The following is an 11,990-nucleotide window of genomic DNA, read 5'->3' on the forward strand; positions in this document are numbered from 1 at the left end:
AAACCGGGGTGGCGTTTTTTTGCGTCCGACGCGGGCGAAGCCCGTCGGGCAGCGCGTCGCCTTACCGCGGCATATGCGGAATCGACTCGTTGTTCGCGACGTTCAACTGATGCACCTGCCGATGCACCTTGTTCAACTGCGCCTGCGCGGCCGTGCGTTGCGCCTCGAGTTGCGCGAGGTCCTTGCGCAACTGATGCTGCCGGTTCGTCACCGCCTGATCCTGCTCGGTCGTGCGCTGCAAGCCCTGACGCAGCCGTTCCGCGTGCGCTTCGGATTCAGCGATGGCCCGCTTCATCTGCTCGTTCTGCGCTTCGAGTTGCAAGCGACGGGTCTCACCGTCGGAAAGCCGTGTCGCCTGATCCTGCATATGGTGGAACAGTTGCCTCGCCGTATTGATGTCGGTGGTACTCAACACGCGCCATAGACGGTCTTCCTGAAACAGTGCGGCGAAGTATTTCATTTCTTTTGGGTAAAACAGCAGGCTGACCGAATAGTCAAAAGTGCGAAACGTGTGGAAGGTCGTGAGCTCGGCGTTGTCGATCATGCGTTCTACATCGGCTGCGTCGGCCAGTTGCACGGTGCGTCCGTTCGGCGCCGAGGGCGTGACCTGCACCGCATGCAGCGGCGTGACGGGACGCGGCGGCGGGCTGGCCGGGCGCGCTTCGATGGTTGCGCCCGCATCGCTTTCGCTGGCGGGCAGGTCGTCGAGCCGTGCGGGTTCGGCTTGCGGGGCGTGCTGTGGCGGGAAGTGAAAGTGAGCCGCGGCGCCATTGCTGACAGCGGTGCGACGCATGTTCAGGAGATTTTTCACGTTCGATCCTCGGTAGGCGGCCGGGAAGCCATACCGCTTAAGGGTTGCGGGCGCATCAATGCAGCGTGCGTTGCCTGCGCGCGATATCGTCGAATAGTGCATGGCCTGGTTCCAGTGCGAAGAGCCACGACTGGTCGTATTCGCTGAGCGCTTCCAGCGCCTCGCGCAACTGTTCGAGGGCGACCGCGGGAATCTCGACGCTCGCTTCCACGCCGCTCGACAGGCGGCTCACGCTTGCCAGTTGCACGAGGGCATCGGCGGCCTCGGCGACGTCGACGGCGAAAACGAGATGCGCATTGAGCAGTTCGACCAGCGCAGGCGATGCAGTCATCTCGTCGACATTCAGTTGTACGGCAAGAAACAACGCCTTGTTCATGGAACCTCCTCGTCAGATGGAAACGCTGAAGTGGAATGAACCGTCTCGCCGCGCATCGCGCTTGCGGGCATGCGCATGTTTGTTGACCGCAGCAAGTTTCAGTATAGGCGAGCACTCCAGCTATGCAATGGCCCCGCAAGCCGCATGTATCGGTCTTGTCCAGCCATGTGAGCAAGACGCGTGCATGCGCGCGAGCGCCACTATAATGACCAGTCCGACCCACGTCATTGCGCAACACCGACATGAAAATCGTCCGCAGCAGCACGTTCAAGGCAGAGCGTCCATGGGGCGCGCTCGATATCGCCAACATGAACGGCATCACCACGCGCCTTCACTGGACCGACCAGCCGTACAAATGGCACGTCAACGATGGCGAGGAAGTCTTCGCCGTGCTGGACGGGCGCGTGGAGATGCGCTACCGCGAAGCGGGCATCGAGCATTCCACCGTGCTGGAGACGGGCGATGTGTTTCACGCATCGGTCGGCACGGAACACGTTGCGCATCCAATCGGCGAGGCGCGCATTCTGGTGATCGAGTCCGAAGGCAGCGTATGACCCGTCGTTTTCGCTGATGGGGCGAAATTGATTGGGATTGCAGAAGGAATCATCGAGCAGGCCGAAGCAGCAGTGCGGACGAGTTGTGCGCCGGCGACTGGCGTGTCGGGGCCGTGCCATCCGCGCCTGTCCGCTCGTCATAATGTCGGCGGACAGTCGAGGCATAATATTTGCACTGCATATGCCGCTACACGTTCAAACGACGCGCGGCCCCTATGAGCCGCCGTCCCATACCGCGTCGAGGGCCACAAAAATGACAGTAAAACGGCAATACGTCGTCACGCAGGCGTTGGTCTCGCTAGCCGTCGCGAGCATGCTCGGTGCGTGCACCACGTACCCGTGGGAAGCGGCGCCGTCGCCGGCGCCCACATACCGGACTTCGGGCGGCGCGGCCGCCAGTGGCGTGCCCGCCGGGTTCTATCGCGTGAATCCGGGCGATACGCTGCAAAGCATCGCTGGCGCGTACGGCCAGCGCACCCAGGACATCGCGTCATGGAACGGTCTGACGTTGTCGTCGCCTGTTGCGCCTGGGCAGTTGCTGCGAGTCGGCCCGCCCGCCTATGCGCAGACCACGCCCGTGCCGACACCGGCGCCGACCACCACGCCCGTTCAGCCCGCGCCCGTTGCGCCCGCGCAGGTGACGCTCGCATGGCCGCTGCGCGGTCCGATCCTCAAGCCGTTCGTGCCGGGCAAGTCGAAGGGGATCGTGATCGGCGGGCGTCCGGGCGATCAGGTGCGAGCGGCCGCGACCGGGCGGGTCGTCTACGCGGGCACGCTCGAGGCCTACGGGCCGCTTGTCATCGTCAAGCACGACGATACGCTGATCACGGCGTACGGCCAGAACAGCCGGCTGCTGGTGCAAGAGGGCGATGCCGTCACGCAAGGCCAGCCGATCGGCGAAGTCGGCGTCGACAACAACGGCGTGCCGTCCATCCAGTTCGAAGTGCGCAAGGACGGCAAGCCTGTCGATCCGCTTGCGTGGCTGCCGCGCTGAATCGCATGGCGAGCCGGTGACGGACGCCCAACACCTCGACAGCCGACAGTTGGTCCGCAGCGTTCAGTTGGCTTCTCCAGTATCGATGAAAGGCCCGTGACAGCGGGCTGTGCCGCGTTTGGCATGGTGCGTGCAGCACGGCTATCGAGCGTGGCGTAGCGCGCGCTCGCCAACCTTGACCGTTACTGGAGACGCATCATGACTCACCTGCTTGTGAAAGACCTGTCGAGGGTCGACGAACTCGACCGCGAAACTGCCAAAGCCGTGCGTGGCGGCATGCTCACCGTTACCAAGCCGACGGAGCCGAGCCCGTGGCCGGGTTTCCCCGAGGCGCCGAAAATGCCCTGGCCGCCGATGCATCTACCCGTTCCGCCCGTGTATGCGGGCGGCGGGCCGGTCATCATGCCGTATCACGGCGACGTGCCGCCGGAAGTGCATCCGGTTTGATGGGCGCCTGCGTTCGGCCCAGCGAGGCGAGCCATCCCGTGTGGCTCGCCTCTTCTTGTTGACGGTGCGGGTGTGAGCGCGCGAACAGGAAGGGGCCGATCCACGTCCCATCAACCGCAATGCGACGCTCATGGCGTCATGCGCTGTCGCTTCGCATTGCGTCGGCAGATATCTGCCCGCGGACCGGCCGCCGATACTCTGTCACAACCGCCCAGGGCGGACTATCGGGATTCTTCGAAACTGGTGTGAGACTGTTCCGACTCACGTCAATGCAATCTGCACCACCTTCACGATCACGAGCGCGACGGCCACCACCAGATAGCCGCGCAGCGCACCCATCCAGATACGGCGCGAGAGCGTCATGACGGGCTTCGACAGTGTGTCGAGCGGCGGCGTGCGCCATGTTGCGCGTTCGGCTTTGCTGACGAACGGCGCGCCGTCCGTCATCGGTGCGCCCCGCAGCCGCCGCAGCGCTGTCGCCGCGACGAGCGCCGCCACGGCGAGCAGCGTGCCGCCCGCGAGAATCTCGACGATCGCGTGTCCGCTGATGTCGGGATAGACGACAGACGCCGTGAGCACGATCGAGAGCAGCACCAGCGCCCACACCACACCGCCCGTGAACAGGTTCAGCCCTTTCGAGTTGACCCACGGCCCGAGCACCGCGCGGTCGTTGCACAGCAGAAGCAGGAACACGGTTGCGCTCGGCAGCAGCACGCCCGCGAGCGTCTGCACGGCTTCCGTCAGCAGACCGAGCGGGCTGCCCGGAATCAGCACGAGTCCTGCCGCCGCCGCCACGATGCCGAAGTACACGAGATAGAAACCCTTTGCATCGGCGACGCCGCGATGCAGCGAATGACGGATCTTGAACACGTCGCCGATCGCATAGGCCGTCGACAGCGACACGGCCGCCGCGCCGATGATGCACGCGTCGATCAGCGCGATCGCGAACAGCACCGCGGGCGTGCGGCCCGCATACCGTTCGAGGCCGGCGATCACGCCGCCCGCATCGGTGAACTGGCCGAACTCCGGCTTGCCGCCGAACAGCGCGGCGCTGAACGAGATCATCGCGATGGCGCCGATCAGCACGAACACGATGCCGATCCACAGGTCGGCCTTTTCGTACTTCATGAAGCGCGGCGTGATGCGCTTGTCGATCACGTAGCTCTGCTGGAAGAAGAGCTGCCACGGCGCGACCGTCGTGCCGACGATGCCGATCACCAGCAGCATCACGTCGGAGAGCCTCGCGTGCGCGGGCCATGCGGGAATGAACAGATGGTGCGTCATCTGCGAGACGGGCGGATGGATCGTCACGAGCACGGGCACGAGCAACAGGCTCAGCAGGCACAGCACGATCGCAAAGCGCTCGAAGCGTTTGAAGTCGCCGGTGCTGACGGCCGCCATCGTCAATGCGGCCGCGATGCACACGCCCGCCACTTTCGATACGCCGAAGAAGTCGAGCACGAACGTAATGCCGATGAACTCGGTGACGATGGTCAACGCATTGAGGATGAACAGGTCGATGACGCTGAACGCGCCCCAGAACTTGCCGAAGCGCTCGAAGATCAGGCGCGCATGACCGACGCCCGTGACGGCGCCCAGGCGCAGCACCATCTCCTGATTGACATACAGCACGGGCACGAGCAGCAGCAGCGTCCACAGCAGCGTGGTGCCGTAGTTCTGCCCGGCCTGCGTATAGGTGCCGAAGGCGCCCGCGTCGTTGTCGCCGACCATCACGATGAGGCCGGGTCCGACGATCGCAAGCAGCGTGCGCAAACGCGCGCCCCAGCTATTGCGAGGCGCAGTGTCGTGATGCGCGATCGTACCGAGCGCGCCGCGGATATCGCCGACATGCGCGTCGTCGAGAACGGCGGAGCGCGTCGGCAGGGCTTGTGGTGGTGTTGCCATTGTTATTCTCCCTTGAACGGATATAGGTCGAATGATTTCCGTTTATGTGGCTTGCCGCTTGCGCAGGCGGGCGGCAATGCTGCTGAGCGTGCTGGCGAGCTTCGCGGCTACGTGGCGTCGCTCGTGATGCAGCGAAAGGAACGCGTCGTAGTGCGCGCGTGCTTCGCGGGTTTGCGGCAAGTTCGAAAGAAGCAGGAAGTACATATCGGTTCTCCGGCACGAGGGGCTCGTGCATGTGAGGCGGCAGGCGCGGGAGAATCGATGGAATCGAAAGCGGTCGGCTTGCCTGCCTCAGGTCGTTAAAGGCATGGCTGGGTTCAAAGGATGACTGTCACTGTCGGGCATGGCGGCTCCCGGTTCATTGAAAAAACGCATCGCGATTGGCGAAACGCACGTTGGCGAGATGCGTGGCTAACAGACAGGTAGACAGGTAGACAGGTAGACAGGTCGAACTTTCGCCGCGCTGTTACGGCGGCGTTGAGCAGGCACGCGCGCGCCGGCGCAGGCACGCGAGCCGAAGCCGCCCATGTCACGAAAGCGGCTGCGAATCGCGCGCGAACGCGCTGCGCCGGGTGCTGAACCCAACGACGCTAAACAGGATGCACGAGGAGGGAAACTGCGACGCGCACCGTCTGCCTGCTGGCAAGACGGCGGCTAGATGAGAAAGCGCGGACGTCTGCCGTTCAGGCGGCGAAACTGTTCGAAAACGTACTACTGCAACTGTCCAAGGCAACGCCCCTCAAATTTCAAGATAAGAGAATTCTATGCCCGCGCGCAAAGCCGAGTCAATGCACTTTCTTAAGCAGAACCGAAATATGCGGTGAAGCGCACGTCGGGTGTGGCGTGATGTCCACGCACGTTCGCTGCGCTTTTCGCGAGGCGCTTTCTATACTGGGATCAGCCGTCAGCACAACGGATCGCGCGTACTAAAGATCCGAAAGGTCCGACCATTCATCCGGCTTTCAGGTCGCTCAATAGCAGCTAACGACGAGGCGATCACTGGAGGGAGACATGAGCGTTTCAGCCACGCACCCCGGCTCGGGCGCGATCGGCGCGCCTGCGCCGCACAAACCGGCGCTCCGTTCGCTGGCGCTTGCCGCATTGGGCGTCGTCTATGGCGATATCGGCACGAGTCCGCTGTACACGCTGCAAACCGTGTTCGCGTCATCGGGCGGTTTGCCGCTAACGCCGTTGAACGTGATCGGCATCGTGTCGCTGATCTTCTGGTCGCTGACCGTCGTCGTGTCGCTCAAGTACGTGACGCTGATCCTACGCGCGAACAATCACGGCGAGGGCGGCATCATGGCGCTGCTCGCGCTGGCCGCTTCGTCGGTGGTGGACCGGCCGCGCTTGCGTCATGTGCTGCTGATCGTCGGCGTGATGGGCGCAGCGCTCTTTTACGGCGACAGCATCATCACGCCCGCCATCTCCGTGCTGAGCGCGGTGGAAGGGCTGGAAGTCGCCGCGCCCTTTCTGAAGACCTGCGTGATACCCGTGACGCTGATCGCGCTCGTCACACTGTTCGTGATGCAGAAGCACGGCACGTCGGGAATCGGCGCGGTGTTCGGGCCGGTGATGGTGGTCTGGTTCGTGGTGCTGGCGGTGGTGGGCGTGACCAACGTGATTTCGGCACCCGCGATTCTCGCCGCGCTCGATCCGCTCGCCGGTCTCGCGTTCTGCCTGCGTCACGAGTGGCTGGCGTTCGTCGCGCTGGGGGCCGTCGTGCTGTCGCTGACGGGGGCGGAAGCGCTCTATGCCGACATGGGCCACTTCGGCGCGCGGCCGATCCGCATGACCTGGTTCGGCCTCGTGTTTCCGGCGCTCGCGCTGAACTATCTGGGGCAGGGCGCATTGCTGATCGCCGATCCGACCGCGCTGCAGAACCCGTTCTACCGGCTCTTTCCGCAATGGGCGCTGTATCCGATGATCGTGCTCGCGACGATCGCAACGGTCATTGCATCGCAAGCGGTGATCTCCGGCACCTACTCGATGACCAAGCAGGCGATGCAACTGGGCTTCCTGCCGCGCATGAACGTCGTCTACACGTCGGAGAAAGAAATCGGCCAGATCTACGTGCCCGGCATCAACTGGACGCTGCTCGCGGCCGTGGTGGCCGCCGTGCTCGGCTTCGGTTCGTCGACGGCGCTCGGCTCGGCGTACGGCATCGCGGTGACGGGCACGATGCTCATCACGACGCTCTTGACCTTCTTCGTCGTGCGCTACGCGTGGCACTACAACTGGCTGCTGTGCGTGTTCGCGACCGCATTCTTCTTCGTGATCGACGCGACGTTCTTCTCGGCGAATCTGCTGAAGATCGTCGAAGGCGGCTGGTTCCCGCTGATGATCGGCTTTGTGATGTTCACGATCATGGCGACATGGGGACGCGGCGGGGAAATCATGCGGGCCGAAGCGCGCGTGCACGCGGGCACGATGCCGCTCAAGGCGTATCTGGAGAAGCTGATCGCGTGTCAGCCGGTGCGCGTTCCCGGCACGGCGATCTTTCTCACGCCGAATCCGGACAGCGTGCCGCATGCGCTCGTCAACAACCTGATGCACAACCATGTCCTGCACGACCGCGTGGTGTTCCTCACCGTGAACAACGAGGAGATTCCGTGGGTCGACGAGCACGAGCGCGTCAGTCTGCGCACGGTCTGCGAAGGCTGTTATCAGATCACGATCCGCTACGGCTTCAAGGATGAAGTCGATCTGCCGAAGGCACTCGCAACCGCGAGCACGCTGGGTCTCGATTTCGATCCCTGCGCGGCGTCGTATTTCCTGAGCCGTGCGACCGTCGTGCCGACGCCGGGCGCGGGCATGGCGATGTGGCGCGAGCGTCTGTTCGCGGTGATGCTGCACAACGTTGGCAACGTGGCGGCGTATTTCAAGTTGCCCGCCAACCGCGTGATCGAGGTCGGCGCGCGGGTGGAGATATGAGGCGGCGAGGATGTCCGACGCGCTGCGGCGCGGCATGCGTTTGCATTCCCCAATTTGCCCGACCATACTGCGCGGGTGTCGCATTCTTCAGGTGGAACGCAGATGAGCCATGACGCTACACAGCAACACGACCACGACCACGACCATGGGCATGACCATGAGCACGAAGGCAGTGCGCTGTCCGAGATGGATCTGCGCGTACGTGCGCTGGAGTCGCTGCTGATCGAAAAAGGCTACGTCGATCCGCAAGCGCTCGACGTGCTCATCGAAACCTACGAGCACAAGGTCGGTCCGCGCAATGGTGCGCGTGTCGTCGCGAAGGCATGGTCCGATCCCGGCTTTCGTCAGTGGCTGCTCGACGATGCGACGGCCGCGATTGCGTCGCTCGGTTTCACGGGGCGGCAGGGCGAGCACATGGTTGCGCTGGAGAACACGCCGGGCGTCCACAACATGGTGGTGTGCACGCTCTGCTCGTGCTACCCGTGGCCCGTGCTCGGCTTGCCGCCTGTCTGGTACAAGTCGGCGCCGTATCGTTCGCGCGCGGTGATCGATCCGCGCGGCGTGCTTGCCGAGTTCGGCGTGGCCTTGCCCGACGACACGGAGATTCGCGTATGGGATTCGACGGCGGAAGTGCGCTATCTCGTGCTGCCGATGCGCCCTGCCAACACGGACACGCTAAACGAAGCGGAACTCGCCGATCTCGTCACGCGCGATTCGATGATCGGCACGGGACTCGCGCTCGCGCCGGGCGAAGTGAAGCCCGCAAGCGGAGGCCGGCCATGAACGGCGCACAGGACATGGGCGGCATGCAGTCGTTCGGGCCCGTCGCACCCGAAACCGACGAGCCGTATTTCCACGCGGACTGGGAGCGTCGCGCGCTGGCGCTGACGATCGCGATGGGCTCGACGGGCAAATGGAACATCGATATGTCGCGTGCCGCGCGCGAGAGCCTGCCGCCCGCGCAATATCTGTCGAGCAGCTACTACGAGATCTGGTTCGCGGGCTTGTGCAAGCTGCTCATCGACACGGGACTCGCGACGCGCGACGAGATCGATAGCGGCGTGTCGCAGCGCGCCGGTGTGCCCGTGCCGCGCGTGCTCGCCGCCGGGCAGGTCAATCCGATGCTGTTTCGCGGCAGTCCCGCGTCGCGCGACGAGCCGCATCCCGCGCGCTTTGCCGTGGGCGACGCGGTGCGCACGCTGACGCTCAATCCGCCCACACACACGCGCCTGCCGCGCTATTGCCGGGGCAAGCGCGGCCGGATCGTCGCGGTGCGCGGCGCGCATGTGTTCCCCGATTCGAACGCGCTCGGACGCGGCGAGGACCCGCAATGGCTGTACACGGTGCGCTTCGATGCCGCCGAGCTGTGGGGCAAGGATACGACGGCGTCGTCGGTGTGCGCCGATTGCTGGGAGCCGTATCTCGAAGCGGACGGGACGGCATGAGCGCGCCCGCATTCACGACGTCGCAGGAAGTGTCGCGCGAGTTGCTCGAGGCGCTGCCCGGCATCCCGCGCGACGGTGCCGGCCCGGTCTTCGCCGCGCCGTGGCAGGCCGCGGCATTCGCGATGACGCTCGCGCTTCACGAGCGCGGCGTGTTCACATGGCCCGAATGGGCCGCCATCCTCGCCGATGCGATCCGCGACGCGCAGGCGCAAGGCGACCCCGATCGCGGCGACACCTACTACACGCATTGGCTGACGGCGCTCGAACGCATCGCGACGGCCAAGGGATGCGTGACGCGCGAGGGGCTGATCGAGCGCAAGGACGCGTGGGACGCGGCGGCGCGCCGTACGCCGCACGGCCAGCCGATCGGGCTGGGGTGAGCGTGCTGGCGCTTCATCGGACTGTCAACGGACTGTCAGCGGGCTGCTACCGAAGCACCGGGTCCTTGTCGGGCGGACCTTCGGGACGCTGCGGCTCGTCGTTGTGATGACCCGGCGACGGCGGCGTGAGCGGGTCCCCTTCGGGGTCGCGCGTCGGATCGGCGTTCGGATCGGGAATCGGACTGGTGTGCATGGTGTGACCTCGTGGCGTTGTGGCCGGTCGATGCAGCAACCGGCGGCGGACGCATTCGCGCTGCTCTCGCGGCAAGGTACGAAGCGTCCTGCTTTCACTAGCGTAGGCGATGACCGCGAAGACTGCTGGCGTGATCGCTGAAGCAACGCTTCGATCTGGTTCGATACGGCTCAATGCCTGGCCCGGCGGACGCCCTGCCGGTCCACTGTCAGCCGCCAGTAGCGCTCCTCGGCGTACACGTCGTCGTAGCCGTGTGGCCCGAACGCGCGCAACTGGCTCTCGTACGCCGACACGGCTTCGCGCTTGAGCAGCGCCTGGCGCTCGCGGTCGAGTGTGTGTCCGGCCGCGGGGCTGGCGGGCGTCGCGACGATGCCGCGCCCGGCCAGATCGACGAGCCGCTGCTGGACGAGCCCCGGCATCGGGCGATAGATCGCTTCCTCGTAAGCGAACCATTCGAGGTGCGACATGCGCGGCAGAATCTCGCAACACGCCTCGAACACGCGGCCGTGGTCGTCGTGAAAGAGGCCGAGCGGCATCAACAGCGTGTTCGACGTCGAGCCGTAGATGGCTTCCTCCAGCGCGGCGGCGAGCTGGCCGATCGACGGCGAATCGCGGTATTGCGCGTCGCGAAACGGCAGCCGCAGAGGGATGGCGTCGAGCACGGCGAGCGCGTCGTTATCTTCGAGCGTGCGCGCGTGGACCGATTCGTACGCGCTCGCGAAGCCGGCCTTCTCGTCCCAATCGGTACGCATGTCCTGTGCGGGCGGCGCGGCGAACACGGTGCAGACGGCGGCATCGGGATGCGCTGCGAGCAGCGCGCCGCAACCGAAGACGGCGTCGTCGAAATGCGGCGACACGATGAACAGACGCGGGCTGGTTTCGCTCATGAGATCCTGGACTGGATGCGGGAGGGGTGCCGGCGGCGATGTATTGGGGCGTGCGGCATCGTGGACAGCTTAGACCAACGATGCAATGCGTGCTCGCCGGTTTTCGCGCTGCAGCGCGCAAGCGCCGTGCCTGGGGGGCGCATGGTTCGGCGATCTTTCCCGTATTGGCTCGCCTCATCGGCGTTGCGCTCCCGGATGTTCTCACCGTGCGCGGGCGGTTATGTCGACGATGTGGGCGCGAGGCGACTAGACGTTGCGCAGGTCTTCCGGCGTGTCGATATCGCTGAGCACGCCGGGGTCGTCGACCTCGATGCGTTTCACGGGGTGGGTGGCGAAGAGTGCGCGTGCGCCGGTGTCGCCGTCGAGGGCGAGCAGGGCGTCGCGATGCTCGATTCCGAAGCCGACGGGATGACCGCGCTGTCCCTGATAGTAGGGCGCGACGATGGGCGCGCCGTCATCGACTGCGCGCGCGACGGCTTCGATGGAGGACGCGGCGATGCGGGGCATATCGGCGAGCGCGACGATCCAGCCGTCGGCGTCGTCGCTCGCTTCGATGCCGGCGGCGAGGCTGGCGCCCATGCCGCGCTCGGCATCGGCGGAGAAGATGACATGACAGCCTGCGTCATTGAGTACGCGGGCGAGCATTTCCGAGCCGGGGCGCACGATCGCGATGACGTGCGGGACGACAAGCAGCAGCCGATGCGCGGATTCGAACGCGACGGGGGTACCGTCGGGCAGGCGGGCGAGGAGTTTATTGTGGATGCCTTCCGGGTCGAAGCGCGATCCGTAGCCGGCCGCGAGCAGCACGCCGGTAGCGAGGGAGGCGTATGCCATGGTGGCACCAGAAGGTGGGGGGTGAAGAGGGATTGTGCGGTGCAACGGGGGAGGGGGCAAGGGTTTTGTTTGGACCTGCGGTGCGGCGATGCCGGTTGGGCCTTTGCGCTGGCATCCGCTTTACGTTAGCGTGCTTCACGCGTCGCGGTTCGGGTTTTCGGCCTTTGCGCTGGCGTCCGCGTTTTGTTAGCTCGCTTCACGCGTCGCCCCTGTGCGGGGCGGCACCTACT

14 protein-coding genes are annotated in these 11,990 nt (G+C 65.1%); 7 read left to right on the forward strand and 7 right to left on the reverse strand.

Going from position 1 to position 11,990, the window contains the following annotated elements; all coding sequences use genetic code 11:
• Positions 1-61: 61 nt before the first annotated feature.
• Positions 62-811 (reverse strand): DUF2968 domain-containing protein, encoded by a 750-nt coding sequence (locus tag KFO72_RS31715; protein ID WP_062916274.1) that lies wholly within the window; start codon positions 809-811, stop codon positions 62-64.
• Between the two features lie 55 nt (positions 812-866).
• Entirely contained in the window at positions 867-1,187 is a 321-nt protein-coding gene (locus KFO72_RS31720; protein WP_054932535.1) for a hypothetical protein, read from the reverse strand.
• Between the two features lie 242 nt (positions 1,188-1,429).
• On the opposite strand from KFO72_RS31720, the gene KFO72_RS31725 reads away from it, so the two are divergent.
• The 3 genes from KFO72_RS31725 to KFO72_RS31735 all read left to right on the forward strand — a co-directional run bounded on the left by KFO72_RS31725 (position 1,430) and on the right by KFO72_RS31735 (position 3,182).
• Positions 1,430-1,741, forward strand: coding sequence for a cupin domain-containing protein (locus KFO72_RS31725; protein ID WP_007744296.1), 312 nt, complete (start codon positions 1,430-1,432; stop codon positions 1,739-1,741).
• 253 nt (positions 1,742-1,994) lie between these two features.
• Positions 1,995-2,735 carry a peptidoglycan DD-metalloendopeptidase family protein gene (locus KFO72_RS31730; RefSeq protein WP_054932534.1) on the forward strand — a complete coding sequence of 247 codons (741 nt, stop codon included), beginning with the start codon at positions 1,995-1,997 and terminating at the stop codon, positions 2,733-2,735.
• Positions 2,736-2,933: 198 nt separating this feature from the next.
• On the forward strand, positions 2,934-3,182 hold the full coding sequence (locus tag KFO72_RS31735) for a hypothetical protein (protein WP_054932533.1): 249 nt from the start codon (positions 2,934-2,936) through the stop codon (positions 3,180-3,182).
• Between the two features lie 261 nt (positions 3,183-3,443).
• Here KFO72_RS31735 and KFO72_RS31740 read toward each other — a convergent pair whose 3' ends face one another.
• A complete protein-coding gene (locus tag KFO72_RS31740; RefSeq protein ID WP_225033768.1) occupies positions 3,444-5,087 on the reverse strand; it encodes an NRAMP family divalent metal transporter in 1,644 nt (547 codons plus the stop codon).
• A 42-nt stretch (positions 5,088-5,129) separates the two neighbouring features.
• Complete coding sequence (locus tag KFO72_RS31745; protein ID WP_225033769.1) at positions 5,130-5,291, reverse strand: hypothetical protein; 162 nt, start codon at positions 5,289-5,291, stop codon at positions 5,130-5,132.
• 807 nt (positions 5,292-6,098) lie between these two features.
• On the opposite strand from KFO72_RS31745, the gene KFO72_RS31750 reads away from it, so the two are divergent.
• The 4 genes from KFO72_RS31750 (at position 6,099) to KFO72_RS31765 (ending at position 9,846) form a co-directional block, all read left to right on the forward strand.
• Entirely contained in the window at positions 6,099-8,021 is a 1,923-nt protein-coding gene (locus KFO72_RS31750) for a potassium transporter Kup (RefSeq protein WP_054932532.1), read from the forward strand.
• Between the two features lie 102 nt (positions 8,022-8,123).
• On the forward strand, positions 8,124-8,804 hold the full coding sequence (gene nthA / locus KFO72_RS31755) for a nitrile hydratase subunit alpha (protein WP_176054768.1): 681 nt from the start codon (positions 8,124-8,126) through the stop codon (positions 8,802-8,804).
• Positions 8,801-9,466, forward strand: coding sequence for a nitrile hydratase subunit beta (nthB, locus tag KFO72_RS31760; RefSeq protein WP_224100451.1), 666 nt, complete (start codon positions 8,801-8,803; stop codon positions 9,464-9,466). Before nthA ends, nthB begins: the two co-directional genes overlap by 4 nt.
• On the forward strand, positions 9,463-9,846 hold the full coding sequence (locus KFO72_RS31765) for a nitrile hydratase accessory protein (protein ID WP_176054766.1): 384 nt from the start codon (positions 9,463-9,465) through the stop codon (positions 9,844-9,846). The genes nthB and KFO72_RS31765 overlap by 4 nt, the downstream gene beginning before the upstream one ends.
• Positions 9,847-9,892: 46 nt before the next feature.
• Here the strand turns inward: KFO72_RS31765 and KFO72_RS31770 are convergent, their stop codons facing one another.
• From KFO72_RS31770 to KFO72_RS31780, 3 genes are all read right to left on the reverse strand, one after another.
• Positions 9,893-10,039, reverse strand: coding sequence for a hypothetical protein (locus KFO72_RS31770; protein WP_167352363.1), 147 nt, complete (start codon positions 10,037-10,039; stop codon positions 9,893-9,895).
• Positions 10,040-10,209: 170 nt separating this feature from the next.
• A complete protein-coding gene (locus KFO72_RS31775; RefSeq protein ID WP_107203708.1) occupies positions 10,210-10,926 on the reverse strand; it encodes a PIG-L family deacetylase in 717 nt (238 codons plus the stop codon).
• A 246-nt stretch (positions 10,927-11,172) separates the two neighbouring features.
• Complete coding sequence (locus KFO72_RS31780; RefSeq protein WP_225033770.1) at positions 11,173-11,760, reverse strand: NTP transferase domain-containing protein; 588 nt, start codon at positions 11,758-11,760, stop codon at positions 11,173-11,175.
• Between the last annotated feature and the right edge of the window lie 230 nt (positions 11,761-11,990).

Origin of the sequence: Paraburkholderia sp. XV (assembly GCF_020177535.1) — a bacterium.
Taxonomy (GTDB): domain Bacteria; phylum Pseudomonadota; class Gammaproteobacteria; order Burkholderiales; family Burkholderiaceae; genus Paraburkholderia; species Paraburkholderia caribensis.

Excerpts from the sequence above, each read along its gene's own strand:
- KFO72_RS31720 (WP_054932535.1), bottom strand. The coding sequence starts at position 1,187 with ATGAACAAGGCGTTGTTTCTTGCCGTACAACTGAATGTCGACGAGATG.
- KFO72_RS31725 (WP_007744296.1), top strand. The coding sequence starts at position 1,430 with ATGAAAATCGTCCGCAGCAGCACGTTCAAGGCAGAGCGTCCATGGGGC.
- KFO72_RS31730 (WP_054932534.1), top strand. The coding sequence starts at position 1,995 with ATGACAGTAAAACGGCAATACGTCGTCACGCAGGCGTTGGTCTCGCTA.
- KFO72_RS31735 (WP_054932533.1), top strand. The coding sequence starts at position 2,934 with ATGACTCACCTGCTTGTGAAAGACCTGTCGAGGGTCGACGAACTCGAC.
- KFO72_RS31740 (WP_225033768.1), bottom strand. The coding sequence starts at position 5,087 with ATGGCAACACCACCACAAGCCCTGCCGACGCGCTCCGCCGTTCTCGAC.
- KFO72_RS31745 (WP_225033769.1), bottom strand. The coding sequence starts at position 5,291 with ATGTACTTCCTGCTTCTTTCGAACTTGCCGCAAACCCGCGAAGCACGC.
- KFO72_RS31750 (WP_054932532.1), top strand. The coding sequence starts at position 6,099 with ATGAGCGTTTCAGCCACGCACCCCGGCTCGGGCGCGATCGGCGCGCCT.
- nthA (WP_176054768.1), top strand. The coding sequence starts at position 8,124 with ATGAGCCATGACGCTACACAGCAACACGACCACGACCACGACCATGGG.
- nthB (WP_224100451.1), top strand. The coding sequence starts at position 8,801 with ATGAACGGCGCACAGGACATGGGCGGCATGCAGTCGTTCGGGCCCGTC.
- KFO72_RS31765 (WP_176054766.1), top strand. The coding sequence starts at position 9,463 with ATGAGCGCGCCCGCATTCACGACGTCGCAGGAAGTGTCGCGCGAGTTG.
- KFO72_RS31770 (WP_167352363.1), bottom strand. The coding sequence starts at position 10,039 with ATGCACACCAGTCCGATTCCCGATCCGAACGCCGATCCGACGCGCGAC.
- KFO72_RS31775 (WP_107203708.1), bottom strand. The coding sequence starts at position 10,926 with ATGAGCGAAACCAGCCCGCGTCTGTTCATCGTGTCGCCGCATTTCGAC.
- KFO72_RS31780 (WP_225033770.1), bottom strand. The coding sequence starts at position 11,760 with ATGGCATACGCCTCCCTCGCTACCGGCGTGCTGCTCGCGGCCGGCTAC.